23 protein-coding genes and 1 tRNA gene are annotated in these 26,999 nt (G+C 38.9%); 14 read left to right on the forward strand and 10 right to left on the reverse strand.

Going from position 1 to position 26,999, the window contains the following annotated elements; translation table 11 throughout:
- Nucleotides 1-27 precede the first annotated feature (27 nt).
- Complete coding sequence (locus ACM0OY_RS18740) at nucleotides 28-351, reverse strand: phasin family protein (RefSeq protein WP_414570356.1); 324 nt, start codon at nucleotides 349-351, stop codon at nucleotides 28-30.
- A 137-nt stretch (nucleotides 352-488) separates the two neighbouring features.
- On the opposite strand from ACM0OY_RS18740, the gene ACM0OY_RS18745 reads away from it, so the two are divergent.
- The 7 genes from ACM0OY_RS18745 to ACM0OY_RS18775 all read left to right on the forward strand — a co-directional run bounded on the left by ACM0OY_RS18745 (nucleotide 489) and on the right by ACM0OY_RS18775 (nucleotide 10,202).
- Entirely contained in the window at nucleotides 489-797 is a 309-nt protein-coding gene (locus ACM0OY_RS18745) for a TIGR03792 family protein (RefSeq protein ID WP_414570357.1), read from the forward strand.
- Nucleotides 798-970: 173 nt separating this feature from the next.
- Entirely contained in the window at nucleotides 971-1,807 is an 837-nt protein-coding gene (locus ACM0OY_RS18750) for a transcription factor RcaD (RefSeq protein WP_414570358.1), read from the forward strand.
- 55 nt (nucleotides 1,808-1,862) lie between these two features.
- Nucleotides 1,863-3,887, forward strand: coding sequence for an ATP-binding protein (locus tag ACM0OY_RS18755; RefSeq protein WP_414570359.1), 2,025 nt, complete (start codon nucleotides 1,863-1,865; stop codon nucleotides 3,885-3,887).
- Nucleotides 3,888-3,908: 21 nt separating this feature from the next.
- Nucleotides 3,909-6,467, forward strand: coding sequence for a DNA translocase FtsK (locus tag ACM0OY_RS18760; protein ID WP_414570360.1), 2,559 nt, complete (start codon nucleotides 3,909-3,911; stop codon nucleotides 6,465-6,467).
- 252 nt (nucleotides 6,468-6,719) lie between these two features.
- The gene (locus ACM0OY_RS18765) at nucleotides 6,720-7,442 is read left to right on the forward strand and encodes a molybdopterin-dependent oxidoreductase (protein WP_414570361.1); all 723 of its coding nucleotides are present in this window, start codon (nucleotides 6,720-6,722) and stop codon (nucleotides 7,440-7,442) included.
- A gap of 163 nt (nucleotides 7,443-7,605) precedes the next feature.
- Nucleotides 7,606-9,039 carry a bifunctional orotidine-5'-phosphate decarboxylase/orotate phosphoribosyltransferase gene (locus ACM0OY_RS18770; protein WP_414570362.1) on the forward strand — a complete coding sequence of 478 codons (1,434 nt, stop codon included), beginning with the start codon at nucleotides 7,606-7,608 and terminating at the stop codon, nucleotides 9,037-9,039.
- A 62-nt stretch (nucleotides 9,040-9,101) separates the two neighbouring features.
- Nucleotides 9,102-10,202, forward strand: a complete 1,101-nt coding sequence (locus tag ACM0OY_RS18775; protein ID WP_414570363.1) for an AI-2E family transporter — start codon at nucleotides 9,102-9,104, stop codon at nucleotides 10,200-10,202.
- Nucleotides 10,203-10,247: 45 nt separating this feature from the next.
- Here ACM0OY_RS18775 and ACM0OY_RS18780 read toward each other — a convergent pair whose 3' ends face one another.
- A complete protein-coding gene (locus ACM0OY_RS18780; RefSeq protein ID WP_414570364.1) occupies nucleotides 10,248-11,726 on the reverse strand; it encodes an MlaD family protein in 1,479 nt (492 codons plus the stop codon).
- Between the two features lie 114 nt (nucleotides 11,727-11,840).
- Nucleotides 11,841-12,623 carry an ABC transporter ATP-binding protein gene (locus ACM0OY_RS18785; protein WP_414570365.1) on the reverse strand — a complete coding sequence of 261 codons (783 nt, stop codon included), beginning with the start codon at nucleotides 12,621-12,623 and terminating at the stop codon, nucleotides 11,841-11,843.
- 736 nt (nucleotides 12,624-13,359) lie between these two features.
- Here ACM0OY_RS18785 and ACM0OY_RS18790 point away from each other — a divergent pair.
- A complete protein-coding gene (locus ACM0OY_RS18790) occupies nucleotides 13,360-14,400 on the forward strand; it encodes a low specificity L-threonine aldolase (protein ID WP_414570366.1) in 1,041 nt (346 codons plus the stop codon).
- A gap of 37 nt (nucleotides 14,401-14,437) precedes the next feature.
- Here ACM0OY_RS18790 and cobA read toward each other — a convergent pair whose 3' ends face one another.
- From cobA to ACM0OY_RS18805, 3 genes are all read right to left on the reverse strand, one after another.
- Nucleotides 14,438-15,217 carry a uroporphyrinogen-III C-methyltransferase gene (gene cobA / locus ACM0OY_RS18795; protein WP_414570367.1) on the reverse strand — a complete coding sequence of 260 codons (780 nt, stop codon included), beginning with the start codon at nucleotides 15,215-15,217 and terminating at the stop codon, nucleotides 14,438-14,440.
- Nucleotides 15,214-15,960, reverse strand: a complete 747-nt coding sequence (locus ACM0OY_RS18800) for a sirohydrochlorin chelatase (RefSeq protein ID WP_414570368.1) — start codon at nucleotides 15,958-15,960, stop codon at nucleotides 15,214-15,216. The genes cobA and ACM0OY_RS18800 overlap by 4 nt, the downstream gene beginning before the upstream one ends.
- Before the next feature lie 245 nt (nucleotides 15,961-16,205).
- On the reverse strand, nucleotides 16,206-16,589 hold the full coding sequence (locus tag ACM0OY_RS18805; RefSeq protein WP_414570369.1) for a DUF4359 domain-containing protein: 384 nt from the start codon (nucleotides 16,587-16,589) through the stop codon (nucleotides 16,206-16,208).
- Nucleotides 16,590-16,713: 124 nt separating this feature from the next.
- Between ACM0OY_RS18805 and ACM0OY_RS18810 the strand changes: the two genes are divergently transcribed.
- From ACM0OY_RS18810 to ACM0OY_RS18825, 4 genes are all read left to right on the forward strand, one after another.
- A tRNA-His gene (locus tag ACM0OY_RS18810) sits at nucleotides 16,714-16,786 on the forward strand.
- A gap of 232 nt (nucleotides 16,787-17,018) precedes the next feature.
- Nucleotides 17,019-17,159, forward strand: a complete 141-nt coding sequence (locus ACM0OY_RS18815) for an HD domain-containing protein (RefSeq protein WP_414570370.1) — start codon at nucleotides 17,019-17,021, stop codon at nucleotides 17,157-17,159.
- Complete coding sequence (locus ACM0OY_RS18820; RefSeq protein ID WP_414570371.1) at nucleotides 17,141-17,398, forward strand: hypothetical protein; 258 nt, start codon at nucleotides 17,141-17,143, stop codon at nucleotides 17,396-17,398. Before ACM0OY_RS18815 ends, ACM0OY_RS18820 begins: the two co-directional genes overlap by 19 nt.
- A 663-nt stretch (nucleotides 17,399-18,061) precedes the next feature.
- Complete coding sequence (locus ACM0OY_RS18825; protein WP_414570398.1) at nucleotides 18,062-20,482, forward strand: sucrose synthase; 2,421 nt, start codon at nucleotides 18,062-18,064, stop codon at nucleotides 20,480-20,482.
- Between the two features lie 129 nt (nucleotides 20,483-20,611).
- Here ACM0OY_RS18825 and ACM0OY_RS18830 read toward each other — a convergent pair whose 3' ends face one another.
- Both ACM0OY_RS18830 and ACM0OY_RS18835 read right to left on the reverse strand, forming a co-directional pair.
- On the reverse strand, nucleotides 20,612-21,166 hold the full coding sequence (locus tag ACM0OY_RS18830) for a peptidoglycan-binding domain-containing protein (protein WP_414570372.1): 555 nt from the start codon (nucleotides 21,164-21,166) through the stop codon (nucleotides 20,612-20,614).
- Between the two features lie 785 nt (nucleotides 21,167-21,951).
- Nucleotides 21,952-22,668 carry an ROK family protein gene (locus ACM0OY_RS18835; protein WP_414570373.1) on the reverse strand — a complete coding sequence of 239 codons (717 nt, stop codon included), beginning with the start codon at nucleotides 22,666-22,668 and terminating at the stop codon, nucleotides 21,952-21,954.
- Between the two features lie 189 nt (nucleotides 22,669-22,857).
- Between ACM0OY_RS18835 and ACM0OY_RS18840 the strand changes: the two genes are divergently transcribed.
- Both ACM0OY_RS18840 and ACM0OY_RS18845 read left to right on the forward strand, forming a co-directional pair.
- On the forward strand, nucleotides 22,858-23,664 hold the full coding sequence (locus ACM0OY_RS18840; RefSeq protein ID WP_414570374.1) for a creatininase family protein: 807 nt from the start codon (nucleotides 22,858-22,860) through the stop codon (nucleotides 23,662-23,664).
- Between the two features lie 127 nt (nucleotides 23,665-23,791).
- Entirely contained in the window at nucleotides 23,792-24,298 is a 507-nt protein-coding gene (locus tag ACM0OY_RS18845) for a 2TM domain-containing protein (protein WP_414570375.1), read from the forward strand.
- Between the two features lie 26 nt (nucleotides 24,299-24,324).
- Here ACM0OY_RS18845 and ACM0OY_RS18850 read toward each other — a convergent pair whose 3' ends face one another.
- Both ACM0OY_RS18850 and ACM0OY_RS18855 read right to left on the reverse strand, forming a co-directional pair.
- Nucleotides 24,325-24,744 carry an ester cyclase gene (locus ACM0OY_RS18850; protein WP_414570376.1) on the reverse strand — a complete coding sequence of 140 codons (420 nt, stop codon included), beginning with the start codon at nucleotides 24,742-24,744 and terminating at the stop codon, nucleotides 24,325-24,327.
- 428 nt (nucleotides 24,745-25,172) lie between these two features.
- Nucleotides 25,173-26,996, reverse strand: a complete 1,824-nt coding sequence (locus ACM0OY_RS18855) for an ABC transporter ATP-binding protein (RefSeq protein ID WP_414570377.1) — start codon at nucleotides 26,994-26,996, stop codon at nucleotides 25,173-25,175.
- Between the last annotated feature and the right edge of the window lie 3 nt (nucleotides 26,997-26,999).

A 26,999-nucleotide genomic window follows, 5' to 3' on the forward strand; every position in this document is an offset into this window, starting at 1 on the left:
CATTTAGTTTAAATCAGAAACGGCTACCTAGCGCCAAAGCTTATTTTCTAAATCCCGCACTTGACGCTCTAAACGATCAATTCTACCCCGAAGTTCGTCCACTTCCGACTGACGAGCCACCCCCAAATCCTGCATCATATTTCGCATCTGCCGTTGCATCTGGACGTCCCAGTTTCCTTGCTCCGACTTTAACTGCTGGGCAATATCATCTATAACTGCTTTGGCTTGTTCAGGATTGAGTTTACCATCCTTGACCAAATCATCACTGACTTGCCGCAATTTTTCTGCCACTATAGACGTTGTGCCAATACCCATCATCATTAGTTGTTGCAACCAGTTGTTGCTGTCCATACTCCGTATCCTCTTAAATTTATTTCAAACACCCGACCTTAGCTCCTGAGTGTACGCGATCGAGCTATGCTAAAAGCGTAGTTACTCTAGCCTACAACTCTATTCTGGCAAATTAGCGAATACAGGCATCAATGGATGTGGTTATAGAACTCCTCAAGTTTAAAGTTGCCCCTGATTTACAGGAAAATTTTATCCAGAAAGATGCAGAAATTTGGACAACAGCACTAGCTGAGTATCCTGGTTTTCTGGGTAAAGAGGTTTGGCTCAACCCCAACGACCCCTCAGAAGTTATTTTCGTTATTCGTTGGGAAACTTTTGAACACTTGGACGCTATACCCGAACAAGAGTTAGAAGCTATTGAAGCAAAGTTCGTCCAAGCAGTGGGAAAATTTTATCCAATTGTGGAGTCTGCGGAGTATCAAGTTTTGAAAGGATTGGCTCACTAGAAGTCGCTACTACACAAAGCTTAGCCCACAACAACTATTTAGCTAGATGCTGGTTGTAATACATTCTTTAACAACCTGTAGTCATTCGCACTAATTATAGCTACGATAAAACTTGTGTAAATTTTTTATCTTCGAGCTACAGTATTGCTGATTATACAGGTAAAACTACCAGCATGGAAACTGAAGAGTTAAAGTTTGTCTTAAAGTTATTGGGATTTAATGATTATCGAGCAGAACTTAAGGCCTTTGATAGTTTTAAAACCGAGAGAAATAAAATTTGTAAAGCATTGGGCGATCGCGAACTGGTAGACTATACCCGCGAGATTACCACAGTTAAAATTTTACCGCCTGGTCAAGCGGTACTCAAAGATCCAGCCCAAGTACCCATTGCAGACAAAGAACTCAAGGTACTAGAGCAAATCGCTAAAGCTTCCGGTAAAATCGCTCCCAGCAAAATCACTTCAGCCAAAAAAGCTGCGGAACGAGATGAGATATTACAGGTGTTGAGCGATCGTGGTTTGATTGAAGTTGAGAAAGGAATTAAAAAATCTAAAGCTGAAGTTTGGCTGACTAAAAGAGCAATTGAGTATTTACGGGATGACTATAACCCTAACAAAGGTGTTCAACCTGCCATTAGCTTAGAACTTCTAGGTAATTACCTACGCTTTTTACGAAAAACTCTGCGCATGAAGCCAGAGGAAGTTTCTACTGCGCTACCTAGCGTCAATACCGCTGATAAACAAATCAGTGATGAAGAAATTTTACAAATTATTGAGAAATTAGACCGAGAATTGGGTACTGACAATTATTTGCCTATTTTCAATCTGCGGGAGAAATTACAACCGCCATTGTCACGGGATGAATTAGATAAAGCTTTATATCGTTTGCAAGGGAGCGATCAAATTGATTTGAGTTCTCTATTAGATCCGACACCCTACACTCCAGAACAAATTGATGCTGGAATTTTACAAAAGGTGGGTGGTTCGCTTTTCTTTATCACTGTGAACTAACAATACAGACACTTTTTTCCTCAACATTAAGTTTGCTCAATTATCCGAATTAATTATGGCATCTATCAACGACATTATTAAACGCGAGGTTAACCCGTTTGACCTAGTAAATTTGAAGACGGGTAATTTTTGGGGTCAAAATCAAGAATTAGAGTCTGTGGTCGAGTCAATTCATCAAGAGGCAATAACAGAAATTGAAGGATTTCTTGATTTAGTAGCTAGAGATAATCGTAGTCGTACTGTTTTACTTGTAGGTGATGCTGGTTCTGGCAAAAGCTATCTTTTAAGTAGACTAAAACGCACCTTTAACTCAAAAGCCTTTTTTGCTTATATAGGACCTTGGGTTGATAACGATTATATGTGGCGTCATCTGCTAAGGAATACAGTTGATAGTTTAATTCAAGTACCAGAAGGACAGGAAGAGTCTCAGTTAATACTGTGGCTGAAAAATTTATCTGTTTTCACAAAAACCAATCTGAAAAAGCAGCTTTTTAATGATAGCTTTTGGCAATTATTATTAGGCGATCGCCAAAAATTTATTAATCATCTCAAAAAGACCTATTTAAAAGCAGGTATCTACAATCCTGATGTTTTTTTTGGAGTGTTACACGATCTCACAGATCCAGAACTGTACCCTTTAGCCTGTGAATGGTTAAGAGGAGATAATTTAAGCGAAGAATCTATGCAAGCTTTGAGACTTAGACACTGCATTGATGCAGAAGACGCAGCAAAGAATATTTTAGCTAATTTTGGTAAAATATCTACTGCAACTCAACCGATTGTTTTATGCTTTGACCAAGTTGAAACACTGCCAAGTTGGCCTTCTAATCCTCAAGCTTTATTTAATATTAATACTACTATCCACAGCGAAAATCTGAAAAATTTTCTCATTATTATCAGTATAGTTACCAATGGTTGGAAGCAAAGTTACCGTTACATTCAACAGTCAGACAAAGCCAGAATAGAGCGATTGATATCACTAAAATCCATTGATTTCACTCAAGCAGAAGCACTTTGGGCTTACAGGTTACAACCTCTACATCAAGAAGCTAATCCTAAACCTGATTTACCTATTTTTCCTTTGAATAGACAATTGTTAGAGGAAAACTTTCCTGGCGGTAAAACTATGCCAAGAAATGCGTTTGTTCTTGGCAGATTAGAGTATCAAGAATATAAACTTTCATTGATTGATCACCCTAACATACCGGATAAAAAGCCTCTACTTACTGAACAAGAAAAAGAACAAGCTGAATTTCAATTACTGTGGCAGCAAGAATATAAAAAAGTTCAGAGTAAGATAGATAAAATATCTCTTTTAGCAGCACCCGATCTCATCAAAATGGTGCAAGAAGCTTTAGAAGCATTAGAAGTACAGGCAATTAAATCTAAGCTTATCAACGGTACTTTTGCAAGCTATTCACTAAGTTATCAACTGCCATCTAAACGAGAAAATATAGGAATAGTCTGGACAGAAGATGGTAATATGAGAAGTTTTTTTAATGTGATGAATGCTTGTCAAAAAACTATTCAACAAAATCTGTGTCAAAGCTTATATCTCATTAGAATTGGAAGTGTAGGAAATGCAAAACTCGCTGGATATAAAATCTATAGTCAGATTTTCACTGGCACTAAGCATATTCACATTAAACCAAATCTTGCTTCAGTTCACTACTTAGTGACATACCATAGCTTAGTTAATTCTGCACAGGCTCAGGAATTAGTTGTTGCTGGTAAAGTAATATCTTTACCAGTATTACAATCTTTAATTCGGGAGTCGAAAATTTTGGAACAATGTACTTTATTGCAAAATTTAGGAATTGTTACTAAGCAAAAACCCGCTCCAGATCCGAGAACTAAAGATTTGCGAGAAGTCAAAGATTTTTTATTAAATTTAGTAAAAACTCAAATATTTATGGGAGTACCAAGTTTAATTAAGGAGGCTAGTAGTCGATTTACTTTTGTTGAAGAAACTGATACTCGGCATTTAATTGATCTATTATGTCAGGAAAGAAAAGTGAAAATTATTGACACGAAAGCCAAACTACAAGACCAATTAATTTGTTTAATAGCTCATAGATAGCTGTTGATTAAATTTTAGCCAATGCACTACCTAACACAAGCTGCTGAAATACAGACACAAATTGCAAAATTCGCCTTGGCTAAAGTGCTATGGCTAGATACAGAAGTAGCTAACTGGAATACTCCATATCCCAAACTATCATTAATTCAGATATTAGCAGAACCCACAGATTCTACAGGACATTTTGCTTATGTTTTCGATGTGTTGAATAAACCTGATTTGATTGCATTGTTTATTCAGCAAATTATGGTTAATTCGCAAATTGAGAAGGTATTTCATAATGCAAGTTTTGATTTAAAGTACTTGGGTGAAAAATCAGCACAAAATATTACCTGTACCCTGAAGTTAGCAAGAAAGATTACCCTCAAAAAGTTACAAACATCGAATTTAAAGCTGAAAACTTTAGCAGCCGAACTTTGCCAATTTTCTCATGTCGATTCAGAAGAAGGTAGAAGTGACTGGGGAAAGCGTCCTTTGAGTGAGAAGCAGCTACATTATGCAGCAATGGATACAGTTTATTTGGCTACTGTTCATCGCCGTTTATTAGAAATTTCTAGCCCTAATTTTGTAACTAATATTTTTAATATTATGCCTGATGATTCAAAAAATACATCTTTAACAGCTACTAAAGTCAGAGTTGCGTTTGAATGTCCTCGGCTATTTTATTTACATCAAAAATTTGGCGGTAATACTTTATTTACACCACAAAATAATCAAATTGGTATTGGTAATAGTTTTCATAATTTGGCTGATATTTTTATTAAATTAGCTGTTAGCGAATCAAGATTTACAGAAATATTCAAAACTAGTACATCTCAATTAAACATAGACGAAATTGCCTCTCTTCTGCAACAGCTTTTTTATGAAATTAAATTTTCTACTTATCTAGAAAAAGCTATTGAACAAGATGCAAGTGCAGCACAACCACTGTACAAAGTTTGGCAAGGATTACAAGGATTAATCCGACGCTTTGCAGAATTACTTGTTGTTAATCGACGTTATTGTAGTGCAGAAGCAGTTATTCGCAACACTTTTGTTTCTCAAGAACGTAAGCTTGAGCATTATTTTCAATTACCTGATGGCACACAGCAAAGGGTAGGAGGTGAATTTGATTGCTTGGTCTATAATTTTGAAGTTAAGCGTTTGTGTGTGCTTGAATTTAAAACTTATCAGCCAGTAGACCCATCAGCACAATTGGCTCAAGTTGCTCTTTATAGTTATATGCTTTGGCATCAGAAAAAAGTAGCAGTTGATTCGGCAGTTTATTGTGTTTTGCCAGAGTTTAAAGAGTATCAATATTCTTGGGAACAGTTAGAAAATACAGTGCATCAATTGATTCCCTATAAATTACACCAGATGCAGCAATGGCTGACTTGGGAACCACCTCATCCCAATTCGCCACCGCCAACAACTCAGCCTTATCTGTGTGAAATTTGTCCGCAGCAGCAGAAATGTCAAAATTTTTTTGTTTCGTCTAGTTTACCATCTAAAGATAAGAAGAATGGCGGGCAAGATGCCCACCCCACAAGAACAAATTCTGTTAATGCTGATGCGATTGGTGAAGAGTTGGTTACTACTTTGCAATCATTTGGTATTAGTGTAGATTATCACGGTGCTGCTGTTGGGCCGGCTTTTATTCGAGTGAAACTCAAACCACATCTAGGCGTGAAAGTTAATGCGCTTTTGAAGTTGTCAGCGGATTTACAAGTGCAGATGGGGTTAGCAAATCCGCCGTTAATTGCGCCACAAGCTGGTTATGTAAGTGTTGATTTACCTCGTCCAGATCGGCAAATTGCGAGTTTTGAAAAGTATATTCAGCCGCAATTTTTACCTCCAACGATACCTGTAAAAATTGCGATTGGGGTGAGTATCGAAGGAGAGTTGATAGAAGCTGATTTATCTGATGCGAATACTTGTCATTTTTTAGTTGGTGGTACAACTGGTAGTGGGAAGAGTGAATTTTTACGATCGCTCCTTCTCAGTCTCCTGAATCGTCACTCTCCGCAACATCTGAAAATAGCCCTAGTTGACCCCAAGCGAGTCACATTTCCAGAGTTTGAGAAAATGCCTTGGTTATATTCACCAGTTGTTAAAGATAGCGATCGCGCGATCGAACTGATGGATGGATTAGTCGCAGAGATGGAATCGCGTTACCATCACTTTGAAAAAGCTGGGTGTGCCGATTTAAGTACTTACAACCAACGCTCCACTCAGATTTTACCTCGTATTGTCTGCATTTTTGATGAATATGCCGACTTTATGGCAGAAAAAGAAATCCGCATATCACTAGAACAAAGTATTAAACGACTCGGAGCAATGGCACGAGCCGCTGGAATTCATCTAATTATTGCCACTCAACGCCCAGAAGCCAAAGTTGTTACACCAATAATTCGCTCAAACTTACCAGGACGAGTTGCTCTGCGTACCGCCAGTGAAGCAGACTCAGCTATTGTCTTGGGAGGAAAACAAACAGCAGCAGCTTATCTATTAGGCAAAGGCGATTTACTGTACCAAATAGGCGCTCAAATCCACCGCTTACAAAGCTTATTCGTCAAAAATATTCAACTGCCATCAGCATAAAAGATATTGTACAAGTCATATTCAATACTTGAATCCTCCTTTTAGAGGAACATAGCGGAAGTTGTAGTAATTCTTCGCGCCACTGCTTGTTATTGGAACTTTGTAAAAAACTAGTACCAAATCAGGCTAAAATTCTGTACAAGCTAATGTACTGAGTTATTGCAATACTTTTTGTAAAGATTGTCATTGGTTATTGTTCATTAATCATTTGCAAAAGACCAAGGACAAATGACAAATATTAACTTTTGAAGTATGAACTTATTTCGCGTCAAACCTCCGCAATTATCACGCCGCAAATTTTTACAAATATCTGGAGTTTCCGGCGTAAGTTTTTTTATTGGTGGCTGTGGAACACCTATATTTGAAGATGTTGTCGGTAAAATTTCTGAACCACTTAATCAGAAGGTAGAAAAGTTAATATTTCAACCGCAAAAGCTTGTACCAGAATTTTCTTTAAGTGAAATTGAACCAGAAGCATTAATAGTTAATAGCTTTAGATATAATCCAATTATTGATTTAGAAAAATATCGTTTAATTGTTGATGGTGAGGTTAACAATCCTCTTAACCTCAGCATGAGAGAAATTCAAGGTTTACCGCTGACTTCTATGATTATTCGCCATATTTGTGTGGAAGGTTGGGCTGCGATCGTTCAATGGGGTGGTGTACGTTTGCAAGAAATTATTGCCCTTGCTCAACCTAAGCCAAATATCCAATATGCTTACTTTAAATCAGCTGATGGCTACTATGAAAGTTGGGATATCGCTTCAGCGTTACATCCCCAAACTTTGTTAGCTTATCAAAAAAATGGTGAGACTTTGCCAGTAGAAAATGGTGCGCCTTTGCGTTTAGCTTCACCAATTAAACTGGGTTACAAGCAAAGTAAATGGGTGACTCAAATTACACTAACAAGTTATTTATCGCCTTTTAAAGGCTATTGGGAGGATCAAGGTTACGAATGGTTTGCAGGAATTTAGATAGTTGTGAGTGAGGAGTTAGGAGTTTAACTTTTACAATAAATAAAATTACAAATTGCTAAATATATAATTTTCTACGAATTTTCTGTATCTTTATTACATGATGGTAAAAAGTATTATGTTTGTCATTTAAATAATTTATCCTTTTTTAAAACCGAAAAATATGAACTTTTTTGATAAATTGAATCAACAAATTTTGCAAAATCAAAGCTTATTATTTGTAGGACTCGATCCTAATCCAGAGATGATGCCTACTCGTTATGAATCTGAAGATATCATTGCTGGTTTATGGGAGTGGTTACAGTTCATTATTTCTGAAACGTCTGATTTTGTTTGTGCTTATAAACCGACACTTGGCTTTTATGAAGCGTTAGGTATTCCAGGTTTAGAACTACTGCACAAAACTTTAGCAGCTATTCCATCTCACATCCCAATTATTTTAGATGCCAAACACAGTGACTTAAATACAAGTAGCATTTTTGCTCGTACTGTGTTTACACAATGGCAAGTAGATGCAATCACTCTTAGTCCCTATACAGGACAAGATCATGTAGTACCTTTTTTGGTCTATCCTGATAAAGCAGTGTTTATTTTATGCTGTACTTCTAATCCAGGCGCAGAAGCTTTACAGCAGTATCCAACAAAGGAATCACCTCTTTATTTGCAAATAGTAAAAGAATCCAAAAATTGGGGAACCCCAGAACAATTGGGTTTGGAAGTGGGAACTACAAACTCTGAAGTTTTGGCACTTATTCGAGCAGTTGCTCCTGAAAGAATTATCATGGCGCGTAGTATTTGGGCAGAGGAGACAAACCTGAGGCAAATTTTAGAAGTAGGCTTGAATACTAACGGTGATGGTTTGCTGATTCCTGTTCCTCAAGATATGTTGGGAAGCCCAGAATTATCTGAGGAAATTCAATCTTTACGCGCAGAAATTAATCAAATAAAAACTGAAATTATTCATGAAAATTCTACTTGTTCTGTGTGGTTTCCTGATGTTTGTTTGCTAAATCAGCATCCCCAACAGGATTTGATTTTACAACTTTATGACATTGATTGCATTATGTTTGGTAACTTTGTCCAAGCATCGGGAGCCGTATTTCCTTACTATATCGATTTACGCAAAATTATTTCCAATCCCCAAGTTTTCAATCAAGTTCTGACTGCTTACGAGGAGATTTTGAAGCATCTCAATTTTGATAGGTTAGCTGGTATTCCCTATGGCTCTTTACCAACTGCAACTGGTTTGGCTTTACGCCTTAATTGTCCGATGATTTTTCCTCGCAAAGAAGTAAAAGCCCACGGAACTCGAAGAGTAATTGAGGGTAATTTTCATTCTGGCGAAACAGTTGTCGTAGTTGATGATATTCTCATCAGTGGTAAAAGTGTGATGGAAGGAGCAGAAAAGTTAGAATCAGCAGGATTAAATGTTAATGACATTGTAGTATTTATTGACCACGAACAAGGTGTGAAAGATAGGTTACAGCAAAATGGTTATCGCGGTCACGCAGTTTTAACTATTTCGGAAATTACTAATACTCTCTATCAAGCAGGAAGAATAAATGATGAGCAATTTTTAGCTTTTACTGAAAGTTAGGATTGGACTAACGGTTGAGGAGAGTCGGGAAAGATTTTGTTGTTTTACCAAATTGATTAAATATGAATTTTTCGCTCAATCAACTACTTAGATGGTTAATTTTGACGCTGCTATTTCCTTTAGTTTTTCTCAATATTTGGCTAGCATTCTGGCTTTTTCAAAGTTTGCAACCTGTAGTGACAATTCTTTTATTAGCTACTTTACTGGCATTCATTTTAAACTTCCCTGTTGCCATTCTTCAACGGCAAGGTGTTAAACGCACCTATGCAGTAGCTTTAGTTTTTATAATAGCATCAGTAATTTTTGTAGCTTTGGGTATTATTTTATTACCTATTGTTTTAGAGCAATTTAATGAGATGGCTAAAGTCCTTCCTCAATGGATTGATTCTAGCGAAGAAAAACTAGAGATTTTAAGTCAGTGGTTTTCTAGCCATAAATTAAATGTAAATTTCAGACAATTATTAACACAATTTACTGAGCAATTGCCCCATGAATTAGAGTTTATTTCAGACAAACTTTTAAGCATTATTATTGATACAATTGATAATATATCTGAGGCACTAATTATTGTAGTGCTGGCTTTTTATCTATTGTTAGATGGGCCGAGAATTTGGGAAGGATTATTTAATAGATTACCTGGAAATTTTGCTCATAAAGTCAGCCAGTCGATTCAGCAAAACTTCCAAAATTACTTGATTGGTCAGGGGACTTTAGCTTTGTTGATGGGAGTTTCAGAAACACTAGTATTTTTTATTTTTCAAGTCCAGTTTGCTTTACTATTTGGTTTGGGGGTTGGGCTGTTGAGTTTAATTCCCTTTGGTGATGTCGTTAGTCTTGTTGTAATAACTTTAATCATAGCCTCACATAACTTTTGGTTAGCAGTGAAAGTTTTTGTGCTAGCTGTGGTAATTGACCAGTTAATCGATCAGGCGATCGCACCTCGTCTTTTAGGTAAATTTACTGGCATTCGACCAATATGGGTATTAATTGCTCTGCTTATCGGCACCAATATTGGTGGAGTTTTAGGTTTGGTAATTGCCGTACCTGTAGCTGGTTTTATTAAAGATGCAGCAGAGGGTTTTTCTAAACCTGGTGATTCCGAGAATGTAGTTGCAGCTGAACCACCATCAGAATTGTTGACAGAGGAATCACTTTCGCAATGAGCCATTAGTTATTTTAAAATGAGCAATGACTATTGCTATAGTTGCTTATTTTTCTGTCTTCAATTCTTCGCGTTGCTTGCTATATTCTCGCAGTTGTTTCAAGAGGTTTTCTTGGGATGAATTAGGGATAGACTGATTAGGGATTAATTCAGGGTTCGTAGTGCTAGTCTGAAGATTTGGAGGTTCGTTAATTGCATAAACGTTAGGATTTTTCTGAGATTCTATGTTTGGTAAAGTCAACTTCAAAAGCGGTTTTTTATCAGACATTTGCTCTTGAATTACTACTGGCGGACGAATTATATTATTTGGTTTGTTCACAGCAGTTTTTACCGAATCTAGAGTAGTAGCAACCTGGACTTGCTGTTGCATCTGTTGTGTAGAAGATACTAAACTACTTAGACCATTTACGAGTTGCCGAAGATTTTGTCGGAACGTAGGATCGCCTGTCAATTCATCCAAATCAGATGTAATTTTTTGCGTATTTTCAAAAGTGACCCGTGCTGAATCTAAAGTTTGTTGCAATACCACAATATTCTTTGGATCGTTTAAGGTTTTAGAAGCATCACGTAAATTAGCTGAAGCTTGTGCCGCATTGTTAGATAGGGCTTCTAAATTGTTTAGTAATTCTCCTTTAGTCAAGCGATTGACAGCTGGTGATAGGCTACTAACCGTAACACGTAATTGATTGCTGGTTTCGGTAATATTGTTCAGCGCACCAACCAGTGAAGAACGATTTGTTGTCAACAAATTATCTAGGTTGTTTAGCAATCGATTCGCTTGAATTGCAGTGTTGCCGAATTGATTTACTGTTTCAGTCGCGGATACATTAAGTTCGTTAGTTGCCCGCTGCACTGAATTAGCAGTAGCTGAAAATGCATTTAATTGTTGCCGCAAGCTTTTTGTCAAAGCTTTTAAATCCTGACTTAAATCTGTGAAACTGCTTGCTGCGACTGTCGTGGCTTCCAAAACTCCATTGACATTTTTATAAAATTTTGGATTGTTGTATACATTAGTTAGTTCAGTTGAGCTACGGATTAGTTCATCAACACTGATACCAACCTGACCTGTTAACCGAGAGCCATTACAAATTATCAGGCTCGAATTACAATTTTTCTCTAAAGGTTTCGCGATCGCAACCCCAGCAGGAAGAGTTGTTTTTGGTGTGATGTCAATAATACTTTCGCTAATTAGTCCGCTTTGATTAGCTTCTATCACTACATCGCGGGGAATAATCAGGTCTCTTTGGACAATTTGAATCTCGACATCGATGACATTTGCTCCTGGTTTTATCTGGGAAATATTTCCTACTTTAACGCCACGATAGCGAACTGGCGTTCCCTTTTGCATTCCTCCAGCGTTAGCAAATTCGATAATAGCTTTGTATGTACCGCTAGTAGCATTTAATCTATTTATCCACAGGAAGAGTATTCCAAATACTCCTAGCCCTAGCAGGAATAACAATCCCACAGAACCTTCTCTAAATGTTCGCCCAGACGCGAAGCGGCTTGTCATTAAACCTCGCATTTTTCCCTCCATCCAATAATTAGTTATAAGTTAAGAGTTAGGAGTTAAGGCTTAGGTGTTAAGAGTCAGGAGTTGAATTTCACTCTTAAGTTTTAACTTTTAACTCCTAACTTTTTAACCGACGACCTGAATCGGTCCTTTGACACTTCCACTAATAAATTGTTTGATCAAAGGATGTTCTGTGCTGTATATTTCACTAACTGTGCCCTGCCACTGTACTCTACCTTCATAGAGAAATATAAGTCTATCAGTTGTACGGCGTATAGTACTATCTTGGTGGGTAACAACAGCATAAGTGCTACAGACTCCATGTGTACATTGCAAACTGCGGATTAAATCTTCTATTACTGTTGAAGCAATGGGATCGAGTCCGGCTGTTGGTTCATCGTAGAGTAAAACTTCTGCTCCTTCTTTTGGATTATCAGGGTTAGCCATAATCGCACGGGCAAAACTGACTCGTTTTCGCATTCCCCCGGAAAGTTCGGCTGGGTAAAGGTCGCTTATTCCTGCCAAGCCTACCATTTCCAATTTTTCTTTTACCAGATCTCGAATGCGCGATCGCGGTAACTTTGAATTTTGATAAAGTAAAAATCCCACATTCTCCTCCACCGTCAGCGAATCAAATAATGCTGCTTGTTGAAACACCATACCAATACCAACCGACTCGCCGCCATCCTCAATCAAACCCTCTCGTCGCACTCCTTGAACATAAATTTCTCCTTCATCAGGAGCTAGTAACCCCGCTATCACTCGTAAAATTGTCGATTTACCAGTCCCCGATGGCCCAATAATTCCTAGTGCTTCTCCCCGGTAAATTGTCAAATCTACGTTATCTAGAACTTTATGGCTACCAAAAGATTTAGAAACACTTTTGAGTTCAATTAATGGTTCAGTCATTGCTCATTAGTCATTAGTCATTAGTTATTGGTCATGAGTCATTAGTTATTGGTCATTAGTCATTAGCTATTGATCATTAGTCATTAGTTATTGCTAATTGACAAATGATAACGGACGATGGATAAATGACAAAGCGCAAAGTCTGAGCGGCGGTATCCAGCGAACAGAACTTTGTAAGAGAGGACAAATTACTAATGATCCCTTGATTGTACAGAGCAAGCGGATTGATCCGTTAGTCCATCGAAAATCTTAAATCCGTCTTCAAAAGCTTTGTTCAGAGGAAACCTCCGCTCAAACTTTTCGCAAAATCGAAAATTGCCTGACAAATCACAAAGGACAAATATGCCCAATAGTGATGTCATAGTTATTGATAGGGGATTGTGTAGTAGACGATCGCTGTATGATTAACATTCTAATTAGCAAACTTTATTTTTTTAGCACAATATTCAGTTAAAAAGTTTAACATCGCAAAATACCTCAACGTCGGGTTGACGAAGACACCGTAGTAATTGAACGCCCCAAAGTAATTGAATATCTCAGTAACGACAAACCCAGACTCCAGTTTCCTCGGGACATCACATCAGCAAAGCAATGATTCAACTGAGGCATCAAGCACTGGCTCAACCATAGCTATCCGCTAACAGCACCCTTGTATAATCAAAAATCTTAAGTTGGCAGGTGGCAAAATTATTCACTAACATTGGAAAAAATACTGATAAAAATCAACTGAGAGATAATGACTACCCACTCAGAACAATTTGCAAGTGATAATTCCTCTGGTATATGTCCAGAAGCCCTGGAATATATGATTAGGGCTAATCAGGGTAGCGTTCCTGCCTATGGAAATGATGAATGGACTCAAAAAGCCGCAGATTATTTTCGGGAACTCTTTGAAATTGACTGTGAAATATTTTTTGCCTTTAATGGTACAGCAGCAAATTCTTTATCTTTAGCTGCACTTTGCCAGTCATATCATAGTGTTATTTGTCATGAAACAGCGCACATCGAAACAGATGAATGTGGCGCACCAGAATTTGCTTCTAATGGTTCTAAACTGCTACTTGCTCAAGGTAAAAATGGCAAGTTAACATCACAAGCTATAGAGGCAGTTGTCACTCGGCGTAATGATATTCATTATCCCAAACCTAAAGTTATTAGCATTACACAATCAACTGAATTAGGAACTTTATATTCTATTGAAGAACTTCTACAAATTAAAGAAGTTGCGAAAAAATATAACTTAAAGATTCACATGGATGGCGCTCGTTTTGCCAATGCAGTTGCCGCGATAAATAAAAGTCCTGCTGAGATTACTTGGAAATCTGGCGTGGATGTGTTGTGTTTCTGTGGTACTAAGAATGGAATGGCATTAGGTGAAGCAATTATTTTCTTCAATAAGGCACTAGCAGAGGATTTTGATTATCGGTGTAAGCAAGCAGGTCAACTAGCCTCAAAAATGCGGTTTATCTCTGCTCCTTGGTTGGGTTTATTAGAAACTGGTGCTTGGCTAAAAAATGCTAGACATGCCAACCAATGTGCTGAATATTTAGAAAATCAGCTATTAAATATAGAAGGCGTTGACTTGATGTTTCCTAGAGAAGCCAATGCAGTATTTGTCAAATTACCCGAACAAGTTATTCATAGTTTAAAAGCTAAAAAATGGCAATTTTATACATTTATCGGTGTGGGAGGAGTCCGTTTTGTATGTTCTTGGAATACAACTAAATCCAGAATTGATGAATTGATTGATGATATTAAAAACGCAATTGTTTTTTAAGCCTCTTGCCTGCTATAAATAAGCTTTGCACCAATCATCAAACTGGACGACAACCAGACAAGATTTCGTGCATCTTCACGACTTGTCCAATTACTGCGATCGCTGGCGCACCAAATCCTGTTTCCTCGACTTGCTGGACAATTGTCTCTAATGTCCCAATTAATTCTTCTTGTTCTGGGCGCGTACCCCAGCGCACCAAAGCAATGGGGGTTTCTAAAATCATCCCAGCCTTAGTTAATTCTTCCACAATGTATGGCAAATTGTGAATTCCCATATAAATCACAACAGTTTCGGAACCGTGGGCGATCGCACTCCAATTAACTAAGGGTTTATATTTACCCGCTGCCTCATGCCCCGTCACAAATGTTACTGATGAACTATATAGCCGATGCGTCAATGGTATACCTGCATAAGCAGCGGCGGCAATTCCCGAAGTGATACCAGGCACAACCTCTACTGGAATTCCAGCATTGACTAATTCTGCCATTTCTTCGCCACCACGACCAAAAATAAAGGGGTCGCCACCCTTTAGTCGCACTACTATTGCATGATCCTGGGCTTTATCAATCAGCAGTTGAGTGGTTTCGTCTTGTAACAGCGAATGTTTTCCTCTGCGCTTACCAGCGTTAATTTGCTCTGCTTGAGGATTAATCATTGCTAGAATTGCTGAACTCACCAAAGCATCATAGATAACTACATCTGCACATTCTAGTAAACCTTTTGCCTTGAGAGTTATTAGTCCTGGATCTCCTGGCCCCGCACCTACTAAATAAACTTTTCCCAAATATTTGTTCCTCTCTGTGACTGTGGGGTTCATTTGTTTGTTAGATCCCAAATTAAATCGGCTAATTCTGCACTTGCTCCTAGAGGTTCTGCCAAGTGGAAAGTTACTGCCGAAAATTGTAATTTTAGCGTTTCTACTGAGGCTGCGATCGCATCGGTTATTCCACCTGCGAATAAAAAATATGGCAAAATTGCAATTTCCCTATAACCAGCAGCAACCAACTCTTTCACCCGTAATTCTAAACTCCCAGGTACAGACCAATAAGCAACCATCGCTCCTAAACTCGTCGCCATTGCTTCGACTGGTTTTTGAGAATCAGGGCGACGGCTACCATGAGCTAACAGAATCCATGCTTCTGCTTTTATGTTAGCAATTTGCTTTGAGAGCAATTTCTTCAAACCTGGGTGAGAACCTAAGTATGGTTGCAATTCAATCATGATATCTTCACCAATCGCCTGTTGTGCCAGGGTTACTTCGGCGGGAATATCTGTCATTACATGTACTCCCGGCAGCAGAAATAGCGGTAGAATCTTGAGGTGATTTGCATTTTCAGACACTTTGTGAAAATCAAAAGCAGTCTCAGCAAATTCTTTAATCTGCTTGTGTAAAGGCTTTTGACTCATTTCTAAAGCAGCTATACCTACCAGATATTCGCTATTTGCTTGGTTGTGATTTTTGTGCAATTGCTGACATACCAGCCTTGCAAGTTCCTGCATAGCAATTTCTGGGCGCGGATCGCGACTTCCGTGAGATACCAATAGATATGCAGATGACATAGGCAAGCTTAAACTTTCAGTGATTAGTTTTAATATTTTACGTGGGAGATTGGGTATTGGGAGTGTTAACTATTGACTGTTGACTGAAGAGTTATTCTCATTGTCCCCAGTCCCCAGTCCCCAGTCCCCAGTCCCCAGATTCTACCTCACGAGGAACTAGCGATCGCCATAACTATTATCGATAACTAAAAAGCTTACAACATATATGTTCTTTCTCTTGCCTTATTGCCTATTGCCTTATTGCCTTATTGCTCTTCCGCAGTGTAAGTATAAAATTGATCGAAAGCACCCACCGTTTCAAACTTGTAAGAAGGTATCCAAGAACTGATTTGTAAATTTGTACGGTAAACACTAAAAAAAATATAATTTTGCCTTTCTGTAGTTCTATTAATAATTCCCTGCATTTGCGGATTAGCCTGATCTACTAACTTCTCACAATTAAAACGGATTAAATTTTCTATAAAATTCGTAGTTTTTTTACATACATCGGTTTTTAAGTAGCTTGCCAGCCGTTGCACTGCATACTCTTCATATGCAACCTCACTGGGATTAGTCTTCGCCATTGTCACACCTAAGGCGGCGAGTCCTGCTGCTGCTCCAGTATACGCGATGATGGTTAACTGTTTCATGTTTGCCAAGTGAAAGTCATTATAAATGTTAGATTCCAGAGACTCTAAATGCAATTCATCCGTTCCTTGAACAAAAACTCTTGCTCGCTTTTCAAAAAATTGCTATAATTCAAATTGTCGAATGGCGAGCGTAGCCAAGTGGTTAAGGCAGTGGTTTGTGGTACCACCATTCGTGGGTTCGAGTCCCATCGTTCGCCCTTATCATCTTTATAGACTTAAAACGTCAACAAAACTGAACCAAGATATACATTAATTTAGCTTATAAGTAATTATATGTATATAAGCAAATTTACTTGCTTAAGTAAGCTAATCGTCATTCATTTTTCCAGAGTGATTCGCTTGTAGTAAGCGGCTCCAGCCCTGGTTTTATGCAACTTAAATGCTCATTAGCTTACAATCAGGTAATTTTAAAGTTTTTGGAAAATTCTTGTGTCCATCAACCGCCTGATTCAACAAATTCAATTCATCATTGAAATCGATCGCATCAAATTAATACTCAGGCAAACTTTGCTAACTGACAATTCGCGTCAAGAAAATAGTGCAGAACATTCTTGGCATTTGGCGAACTAATTGAAGCTTTGATCGCATTGTTGCTAGAACTTATACCATTTCTTTGTGAGGCTGCGCCAAATTTATTGGATTTGTTATTTGTTTCTTTCTTAGCGTTCTTCTCTAACGAGACGCTGCGCGAAGGCGTCCTTGGCGGTTCGATATATGGCGCATCTTCATACAGAATTGGTATTACAGCTAAAAAACTATTCTATTTAAAATATGAGATTCCCGACTTCTCAGAGAAATCGGGAATTTAAACTTCAAGAATTGGGTTTTGTAAAGGACGTTCAACGTTAGAAGATGCCTAGAAGAATGATAAGAGTCAACCCACAGAAGGCAAGCAAAGAAATAATCATAATGTTGCCTACACTGTGGTCAGAAGATGTTAAGTTATGTGTATTGTCAGCCATATCAATCGACCTGATTTAAAAATCTTGATGCTGAAATTATAGCTAAGCTGAATTAACATTAGTTGAACTTAAATCAAAAGTTGACTTTAATTTATTTAAGTTCAACTCAATGATTAAGGTTGAAGGTAAAAAAATAACTTTTGTTTCAGCAGTTTGAGGAAGATAGTTATAGCAATCCCAGAATTGACAACTCAGAGGCAATTTATTACGAATTGCGAATTATAGTAAGAGTTCGTTTGCTAATGATTGTATCAGTTATTTAACAACCTCTATCAAAAGAAATAACGATTGTATTCCTTTAGTGAGAGCCAAAAATACTTAGTCATAGATACTTTAAGTAAAGTAGAACATAATTTCAGTGCTGCTGAAAAGTAGATACTCGTAGATACACAGGTAAATATGGTTTATCTGTGTCGTTTTGTGTTTCTACGCAGTTAAACAAAAGGTAGAGGCTTACTAGTCTTGCCTTAAAGGTTAACAATGCAAACATCGTCATCCACTGGAGTTGCCATGTCTGAATTGCTGCAAGCAGTCTTAGATAGTGAAGAAAAAAATGATTTGCGTTCGTTCATTAGTGAATTACGCCAACAAGAAAAGAAGTACTTGCTGCGAAATGACATACTGAATGTATATGCAGAATATTGTTCCAAGTACCAGAAACCTGAGGCATTTTACACTACATCTGACTTAGCTAAACTCATTTACTATACTCAGGAAATTATTCAGGAGGACTCAAACTTCTGTTTCATCATCCGTTCTAAAATTGCCAGTCAAGAAGTTTATTGGTTAACATCAGACTTGAGCATTGAGCCGATGACGGTGCAGGACTTACTCGATTTGCGCGATCGCCTGGTGAACAAATATCATCCTCACGAGGGCGACCTGCTAGAATTGGACTTCGGCCCATTTTATGACTACACCCCAGTCATCCGCGACCCGAAGAATATTGGTAAGGGGGTACAATTTCTCAACCGCTATCTATCCAGCAAAATATTTCAAGACTCAAAACAATTGCTGGAAAGCTTATTGAATTTCTTGCGCTTGCACCAATATAACGGTGTCCAATTGCTGGTAAACGATCGCATTCAATCCCAGCAGCAACTTTCCGATCAAGTGAAGAAAGCTATAAGTTTTGTTACCGATCGCCCTGATGATGAACCCTATGAACAATTCCGGTTCCAATTGCAAACAATGGGTTTTGAACCGGGTTGGGGTAATACCGCAGGACGCGTGCGAGAAACTCTAAATATTCTCGATGAATTGATTGATTCTCCCGATCCTCAGACCCTAGAAGCCTTTATTTCTCGCGTTCCGATGATTTTTAGAATCGTCCTTGTGTCAGCTCACGGATGGTTCGGTCAAGAGGGCGTTTTGGGGCGTCCCGATACTGGTGGTCAGGTGGTTTACGTCCTTGACCAGGCAAAAAGTCTAGAAAAACAGCTGCAAGAAGATGTTTCGCTAGCTGGCTTAGAAGGATTGAACGTCCAGCCAAAAGTGATTATTCTCACCCGCTTGATTCCTAATAGTGATGGTACCCTTTGTAATCAGCGACTAGAAAAAGTTCACGGCACAGAAAATGCCTGGATTTTGCGAGTACCTCTGCGGGATTTTAATCCTAACATGACTCAAAACTGGATTTCCCGGTTTGAGTTTTGGCCTTATCTCGAAACTTTCGCCGTTGACTCGGAAAGAGAACTGCGGGCAGAATTTCATGGTAGACCTGACTTAATAGTTGGTAACTATACCGATGGGAATTTAGTGGCATTTTTGTTGGCACGGCGGATGAAAGTCACGCAATGTAATGTTGCCCATGCTTTGGAAAAATCTAAATACTTGTTTAGTAACCTTTACTGGCAAGATTTAGAAGATAAATATCATTTTTCGTTGCAATTTACAGCTGACTTAATTGCGATGAATGCTGCCAATTTTGTGATTAGCAGCACCTACCAAGAAATTGTGGGAACACCCGATAGTGTGGGACAGTATGAATCTTATAAATGCTTCACCATGCCGGAGTTGTACCATGTGACTAATGGGATTGAGTTATTCAGTCCTAAATTTAATGTCGTACCGCCTGGAGTCAACGAAAATTACTATTTTCCCTACACGCGGACTCAAGACCGAGTAGAAAGCGATCGCCAGCGCCTTGCAGAAACACTCTTTACCTTAGAAGACCCCAGCCAAATCTTTGGCAAACTCGACGATCCTAACAAGCGTCCTCTGTTTTCAATGGCGCGTCTTGACCGCATCAAAAACCTCACAGGTTTAGCCGAATGCTTTGGTCAAAGCAAAGAATTACAAGAGCATTGCAACTTAATTTTGGTAGCGGGTAAGTTGCGTGTAGAAGAATCCGAAGACAACGAAGAACGAGATGAAATTGTCAAACTTTACCACATAATTGACGAATACAATCTCCACGGAAAGATTCGCTGGTTGGGTGTGCGGCTATCTAAAACTGATTCTGGTGAAATTTACCGAGTAATTGCCGATCACCACGGAATTTTTGTGCAACCAGCTTTATTTGAAGCTTTTGGTTTAACAATTTTAGAAGCGATGGTTTCAGGATTACCAACTTTTGCTACACAGTTTGGTGGGCCGCTAGAAATTATTCAGAATAAGGTTAATGGCTTTTACATTAACCCAACAAATTTAGAAGAGACAGCAGCAAAAATTGTTGATTTTGTCACTAAATGCGACCAAAATTCTCAGTATTGGGATGAAATTTCTCAGCGAGCCATTGACCGAGTTTACAGTACATATACTTGGAAAATTCACACCACCAAGCTGTTATCATTAGCACGGATTTATGGCTTTTGGAACTTTACTTCCAAGGAAAATCGAGAAGATTTGTTGCGCTATATAGAAGCTTTATTCTATTTAATTTACAAGCCAAGAGCGCAACAGTTATTGGAGCAGCATAAGTACCGTTAGTCACTTGTCACTTGTCATTAGTCATTTTTTATTGACTCAGGACATTAGTGATAGCAATTCTCTATTACCTGGGTCATTTATCACTTGTTATTTTCTATGACCTAAGGACAAATGACCAACGACAAATGACTAAATTGTTAACGCCCGCCAGGTTCGTTGACCAACGACTCCATCCACTGCTAAGTTCCGCTGGTTTTGAAATGCTTTGACAGCAGTTTCCGTCAGCGCCCCAAAGATTCCATCGACTCTAACGGTATATCCGTTAGATACTAAAAGCCGTTGTAAAGCTCTGACAGCAACACCAGAGCTACCGAAATAGAGAGTTGGTAAAGCTTGAGTACTATATTTGTCAAATTTTCCCTCAGACTTTGCACGGTTTTTCCCTATGGATTGAGAATACTTTTTAGGCTGTGCTAAATCAGGAGAAGCTAGGAACTGATTCTTTTTGTTGATTTTTTGAAGTGCATGTTCTTTCTCTAGCGCTCCTGCTCTGACAGAAGCGTGCGAAGTTGCATCTGTCTGCATGAATTCAGGTGGTGTGACTTGAGCAGTTATCTCTAACTGACTCTGCGTTGACTGGTTGATGTCATTTTCCATCTGAAATAATTGCTGTTCTGGCAAATTAGGCCCAGATGCTTGTCTTGCTGTTAAAACCCCCGTCATCATCAGGCCAATTTCAGTCATTGTCGTTCATTTTAGTTAAACCAATATTTCTTTTAACAAACAACAGTATTGCTGTCCGGGATGCTGCACACTGTTCAATTAAAAATTCCTGTAGTAATTTTTTCACATACAGCAGATTTAAAGGATAGTGAACTACACCACGATTTGTCTCAAAAGCACGTAGAAACCTTGTTTTACTTCCTAATTCTGACTCCTAAATTCTCAATTCTGCTATATGTCATATTTTCTTACCTCCTATTCCGTCTAATCAGACTAATATCATTAGCCTTTGTGCTTTTTTTATCATTTATCAAGCTATGAACTTGTAAGATATCTCATCTAAATCAACGGTTTAGACAATAACATACTATAGGATCGCATGGGAATGCTATCAAAGAAATTTGTCTAGTCATCTTTGGCTCACGCTTGGTATGCTGATGCTGCCTTTATCATGTTTATCCTGCAAGCCAAAATACTACTGGATTTCTAGAGTTAATTTTTTGGACGTTCATTAATGTAGTATTTGGCAACAATGATAAACTCTTGATTCCCAACAATTTGTCCCCCCTTGGAGGGGATTATAAACTTTTTATCAATCAATATTATCTTGATGGATACATGCTGCTTGCCGCAGTATTATCTGTTTTTAACAACTTTACTTGTGATTACAGCTTTGCGTTAATTTATCGTCAATTGAGGGTTAAAAATTCAACGCAAAGCTATGGAGAGCCTTTCCAAAGAGAATTTGACAGGGATTAATCAAACACTGTACTTAGGATACTCAGTTGTGAATGTGGCCAAACTTTTTACCTTTTCTCATCTCGCCACAAAGCAATACCGCCTAATAAACCAGTGATATTGGGGATAAGTTTTACATTTAAAGGTAACTGAAGATTCACTCTTACAGCTTCACCACCACCAATATATAGGTAATCATAATTAAACAGATGTTGCAAAGATGCGATCGCCTTTTCTAAACGCTTGTTCCATCTTTTGTCGCCAATTTTTTCTAACTCTGCGCGTCCTAGTTGTTGCTCAAAAGTCTCTCCTTTGCGAAATGGATGATGTCCCATTTCCATATTCGGCACCAGCTTACCATCCACAAATAAAGCCGAACCAAAGCCCGTACCCAAAGTAATCACCAATTCTACACCTTTACCTGCGATCGCCCCAAGCCCTTGCATGTCTGCATCATTAATCACCCGTACAGGCTTGTTTAAGCGCTTTAATAATGCTGTTTCCAAATCAAAGCCAATCCAATCTGGATGCAAGTTTACTGCTGTTTCAGTGACTCCACACCGCACCACACCAGGAAAACCTACCGAAACGCGATGAAATTCACCTTGAGCCGCCGCCAACACAACAATTGCATTAATTACAACCTCTGGTGTCGCAGGTTGGGGTGTATCTAAACGCGCTCTTTCGGTTATCGGATTTCCCGTAATATCCAAAACCATCGCCTTAACGCCACTACCGCCAATATCAACTGATAGTGTACGAATCGATCCGTTTTCTTCAACCATTGAGTTACATCCCTGTCACAGCTTGTTATTTCGTTATTATGCTTTGCTAAATCTGGTAATATCCGGATGTTTGGAGAGTCTTCATATTCAGGGACTGGGGAATAGGGACTAAAAAAGTTTTTTGAATGCCCAATCCCCAATCCCCAATCCCCAATCCCCCATGCCCTAAAATATAAATATTTCACTAATATGCACAGCTTTATTCCCCCACAACGGTTTTTCCCCTACCTTAGTTGGACTGACATTCAGGCAATGCCAAATAAGGAAAATGTGGTCATCATCCAACCAGTAGGGGCAATTGAACAACATGGCCCCCATCTGCCATTAATTGTAGATGCTGCTATTGGTGTGGGGGTGCTGGGCAAAGCATTGGAAAAGCTTGATACCAGCATTCCGGCTTATGCTTTACCAACCCTCTATTATGGCAAATCTAATGAACACTGGCACTTTCCCGGTACGATTACCCTCAGCACAGCAACTCTGACGGCAATCATTATGGAGGTGGGAGAAAGTATCTACCGTGCTGGCTTTAGAAAATTGGTGTTAATGAACTCCCACGGCGGACAACCCCAAGTCATGCAAATGGCGGCGCGGGATTTGCACGTTCAGTATGATGACTTTTTAGTATTTCCGCTGTTCACTTGGCGCGTGCCTAATATTACTAAAGAATTATTGACACCGAAAGAAGCAGCGCTAGGAATGCACGCCGGAGATGCCGAAACTAGCATTATGTTGTCGCTGTTGCCAGAACAAGTGCAGTTAGAAAAAGCTGTTGCAGAGTATCCACCAGAACAAAAAGAAAGTAGTTTACTGAGTTGGGAGGGCAAGTTACCTGTGGCTTGGGTGACGCGGGATATCAGTAAAAGTGGAGTCATTGGTGACGCTACAACCGCAACTAAAGAAAAAGGCGATCGCATTCTCGAATCTGTGGCTAACGGTTGGGTACAAGTTATTCAAGATATTTACGCTTTTCAACAACCAAAAGTTCAAAGCTAACAATACCTTAGATGCACCACAACATCTAAATTTGTTAATCTAAGGATAATGGAAATAGTACTGGCGTAGCTAGTTAAAATCTATTGGGTAGTAAGTTCCTATTGAAAGTATTATCAGCAAAAGAATTATGACGGCCTTTGAACCTCAAAGCATCCGCTCTTATAGCCAAGAAGATGTACAACAAATTTTACACTTGGCGATCGCTCGTCAAGCTGATGATCAAGACACAGAATTTTCTTATGAACAGCTATTAGAAATTGCTGCTGAGTTAGAAATTTCACCTGAGTCTTTAAAATTAGCAGAAAGCGATTGGTTACTCCAACAAGGGCAACTCCAACAGCGAAAAGCTTTTGACGCCTACCGCCAGAGAAGATTTCAAAAGCGTCTAGGCAATTATGCAATCTTCAATGGCTTTTTGATACTAGTAGATTTAATCGCTGGTGGTGGAATTTCTTGGTCATTGTACATTTTACTATTCTGCGGATTGCCAGTAGGGCTTGATGTCTGGAATACCTTTCAAATGAAAGGCGAAGAGTACGAAATCGCATTCCAGAAGTGGAACCGCAAGCATCAGATTAAGAAAACCATCAGTACAGTTTTGAATAAATGGTTTAAAGCGTTGCAGGCTTCTTAGATATCGAAAACTTGGCTGATGTAGGACTAATGGTCTTTTGGTTCAATCCTTGCACCCAGTTGAAGAACTCGTCCGAGGTCATCAGCGTTTCGCCAAGTTTCAATTATCTTCCCGTCAACAATCTGATGAATGAAAGTAGCTGTAAACGTTTGCTGACGACCATTAGCGGGTATGCCAAAGAAACTTTCTTGGGTGCAGGTATTAGTTGCACGCACAACAACTTTATCAGCTTCAGCAATTACATCTTCAATTGTCCATTTCTGCTCAATATCTCCAAATGAAGCAAACAGTTGACGTACACCATCGGGACCTGGGGAAAGCCCAGGTAAACCACCGTGCATCTTCCAATTTGGAGCGGTCATTTCACAAATATCTTCAATATTATGTTCGCTAATAAGTTCAATCCAGCGTCGGGCTATTATTTTGTTGTTCTCAATGTTAGACATCACTACTCCCTTATCTATAATTTAAAAAGCCCTGAAAAAATCCAGGGCTTTGTTTTATATGCGGTTTATTAAATGCCAGCTAAAAATCTTTGCTAGCGCTTTCTATACACATAATTATCACTTAATGGCTTGCTGAAAAATAGGGGGTAACTACCCAATTTTTACCCATTTTCTCTGGGTATTCACTTAATATTTTCTTTAGATTTCTACATACGTCTATGGAGAATTGCTTATCGGGACTTAAACATCCACTATTGTGCAACGCCATTTTTTCTTGGCAAATGTCTGATATCATGTCTGGCTAATCACTTATGATTAGCGCATCTGTGTAAAAATCCCAAAAGCCTTTTTCCCTCTGCTCCCTGCTCCCTGCTCCCCTGCCCTCTAAATGATAAGTCTTTAAACGGACATGATATGATTCACGATCTTTACTGGTGGTCGGAAATCCCGTAATGTTGTGCCTGCATATTCCACAGCGCGGTATATTCCCCTCCAAGCTCTAAAAGTTCCTGATGAGTGCCATCCTCAATTAAACGTCCATCTTTGAGGACTAAGATTCGATGAGCCATCCGCACTGAAGCTAATCTGTGGGTAATCAGAATAGTAGTTTTGCCCTCAGCTAGCTCAATAAACCGAAGGTAGAGATCGTACTCGCTGCGGGGGTCAAGTGCAGCAGTAGGCTCATCCAAGAGTAGTAATTGGGCTTCTTGGCGGACAAAAGCACGAGCTAGAGCTAACTTTTGCCATTGACCTCCAGAAAGTTCAGTGCCGCCAAACTGCTTGCCCAGTGGTGTATCCTCTCTTGTGGGAAAATGCTCGACCAGTTTGACGATATCAGCTTTTTCAACCGCGTATTTGAGAATATCTGGACACTCCAAAGCAGCTAAGTTTCCTAAAGCGATATTTTCTCCCAGCGTCAGCGCATAGTGGCCAAAGTCCTGAAAAACTCCAGCAATTTGTTTGCGCCACTGCTCTAAATTGAAATTTCTCAGGTCTATACCATCTACTAGAATGCTTCCTGTTGTTGGATCGTATAGCCTGGTCAACAGCTTGACCAGAGTAGTTTTACCTGCTCCATTTTCTCCGACGATCGCTACTGTTTGCCCAGAGTAAAGGGTAAAAGAAATATCCTTGAGGGCTAATCGACCATCTGGGTAGCAAAAGTCAACTTTCTCAAAAGTAATACCTGAACGAATCGGAGTTGGTATTTTCTCTCCGGGTATGCTCAATGGCATTGGGATTGGGCTATCGAGAAAATTGAAAAATTTCTGCATGTAGAGAACATTCTCAAATAAATCCAGCCAATTACCAACAAATCCTTCTAGATTATTTTGGAAGTAAGTTAATGACTGTACGAACAGAAGTACGCTTCCTGGAGTGAAATCTCCTCCGAAAGCCTTCTGTACCACCCAGTAAAAAGAAAAACCATTTCCTAAAGTACTCAAAATAGCTAAGCTAGACGACCAAAATGCTTGCTTGCCCCTCAAATAACGCATAGATTGATGTAAAGACTCAAAAGCTTGCAGATAACGCTCCATAAAAAACGAACCTAGCTTAAACAACCTGATTTCTTTAGCATAGGTATCAGTGAGCATCACCGAAGTGTAATATTGCATTCTCCGAGCGTGAGGACTGTTTTCAAATAAAGTTAGCCAAATAGCTTTTCCATACTGAGAAGAAACCACTATCTGAGGTATGGCTGCGATCGCAATTACCAATGGAATCCAAAAAGCTAAAGGTGCTAGTAGGCCAACAATAACTATCAACGTCACCAAAGATCGACTTAATTCAACCAAATTCTCCAGCAAATTCCACGGCTTATAGTTGACTTGTTCTTGGAGAAGTTGTAGCTCATCATAGAACTGAGAATCTTCAAAACGGCTCAAGTCTGGAAAAGTATCAGCTTTACGCATTAATAATAAGCTGATATGAGCCGTTAACTTGTCATTGAGATTTCCCTGAAGTGCGAATATCCAAGGATATAAAAGCGTTTGTAGTAACAAAGCTCCCACCCATCCTGCTACTAAAGGTAACAAGATTGCATTACCTAATTCTTTGCCAGATGTTAATGCTGTCGCTACAGTATCTACCACTAGTTTGGTAATCCAAACACTTATAGCAGGAAGAATCCCCTGTAACAAAGTGACAGCAATCAAAAAAAGCATTTCCTTAGGTGCTGCTGTCCATAACAACGGCAGAGAACGAAATAAAGCTCTAGTGTAGTCTTCAAACCCGACTCGGAAATCGCTCATGTA

Origin of the sequence: Nostoc sp. CCY 9925, assembly GCF_963920935.1 — a bacterium.
Classification (GTDB): Bacteria; Cyanobacteriota; Cyanobacteriia; order Cyanobacteriales; family Nostocaceae; genus Nostoc.

What these genes read in the sequence shown, in the direction of transcription:
- ACM0OY_RS18740 (WP_414570356.1), bottom strand. Translation starts at nt 351, where the DNA reads ATGGACAGCAACAACTGGTTGCAACAACTAATGATGATGGGTATTGGC.
- ACM0OY_RS18750 (WP_414570358.1), top strand. Translation starts at nt 971, where the DNA reads ATGGAAACTGAAGAGTTAAAGTTTGTCTTAAAGTTATTGGGATTTAAT.
- ACM0OY_RS18755 (WP_414570359.1), top strand. Translation starts at nt 1,863, where the DNA reads ATGGCATCTATCAACGACATTATTAAACGCGAGGTTAACCCGTTTGAC.
- ACM0OY_RS18760 (WP_414570360.1), top strand. Translation starts at nt 3,909, where the DNA reads ATGCACTACCTAACACAAGCTGCTGAAATACAGACACAAATTGCAAAA.
- ACM0OY_RS18765 (WP_414570361.1), top strand. Translation starts at nt 6,720, where the DNA reads ATGAACTTATTTCGCGTCAAACCTCCGCAATTATCACGCCGCAAATTT.
- ACM0OY_RS18770 (WP_414570362.1), top strand. Translation starts at nt 7,606, where the DNA reads ATGAACTTTTTTGATAAATTGAATCAACAAATTTTGCAAAATCAAAGC.
- ACM0OY_RS18775 (WP_414570363.1), top strand. Translation starts at nt 9,102, where the DNA reads ATGAATTTTTCGCTCAATCAACTACTTAGATGGTTAATTTTGACGCTG.
- ACM0OY_RS18780 (WP_414570364.1), bottom strand. Translation starts at nt 11,726, where the DNA reads ATGCGAGGTTTAATGACAAGCCGCTTCGCGTCTGGGCGAACATTTAGA.
- ACM0OY_RS18785 (WP_414570365.1), bottom strand. Translation starts at nt 12,623, where the DNA reads ATGACTGAACCATTAATTGAACTCAAAAGTGTTTCTAAATCTTTTGGT.
- ACM0OY_RS18790 (WP_414570366.1), top strand. Translation starts at nt 13,360, where the DNA reads ATGACTACCCACTCAGAACAATTTGCAAGTGATAATTCCTCTGGTATA.
- cobA (WP_414570367.1), bottom strand. Translation starts at nt 15,217, where the DNA reads ATGAACCCCACAGTCACAGAGAGGAACAAATATTTGGGAAAAGTTTAT.
- ACM0OY_RS18800 (WP_414570368.1), bottom strand. Translation starts at nt 15,960, where the DNA reads ATGTCATCTGCATATCTATTGGTATCTCACGGAAGTCGCGATCCGCGC.
- ACM0OY_RS18805 (WP_414570369.1), bottom strand. Translation starts at nt 16,589, where the DNA reads ATGAAACAGTTAACCATCATCGCGTATACTGGAGCAGCAGCAGGACTC.
- ACM0OY_RS18825 (WP_414570398.1), top strand. Translation starts at nt 18,062, where the DNA reads ATGTCTGAATTGCTGCAAGCAGTCTTAGATAGTGAAGAAAAAAATGAT.
- ACM0OY_RS18830 (WP_414570372.1), bottom strand. Translation starts at nt 21,166, where the DNA reads ATGACTGAAATTGGCCTGATGATGACGGGGGTTTTAACAGCAAGACAA.
- ACM0OY_RS18835 (WP_414570373.1), bottom strand. Translation starts at nt 22,668, where the DNA reads ATGGTTGAAGAAAACGGATCGATTCGTACACTATCAGTTGATATTGGC.
- ACM0OY_RS18840 (WP_414570374.1), top strand. Translation starts at nt 22,858, where the DNA reads ATGCACAGCTTTATTCCCCCACAACGGTTTTTCCCCTACCTTAGTTGG.
- ACM0OY_RS18845 (WP_414570375.1), top strand. Translation starts at nt 23,792, where the DNA reads ATGACGGCCTTTGAACCTCAAAGCATCCGCTCTTATAGCCAAGAAGAT.
- ACM0OY_RS18850 (WP_414570376.1), bottom strand. Translation starts at nt 24,744, where the DNA reads ATGTCTAACATTGAGAACAACAAAATAATAGCCCGACGCTGGATTGAA.
- ACM0OY_RS18855 (WP_414570377.1), bottom strand. Translation starts at nt 26,996, where the DNA reads ATGAGCGATTTCCGAGTCGGGTTTGAAGACTACACTAGAGCTTTATTT.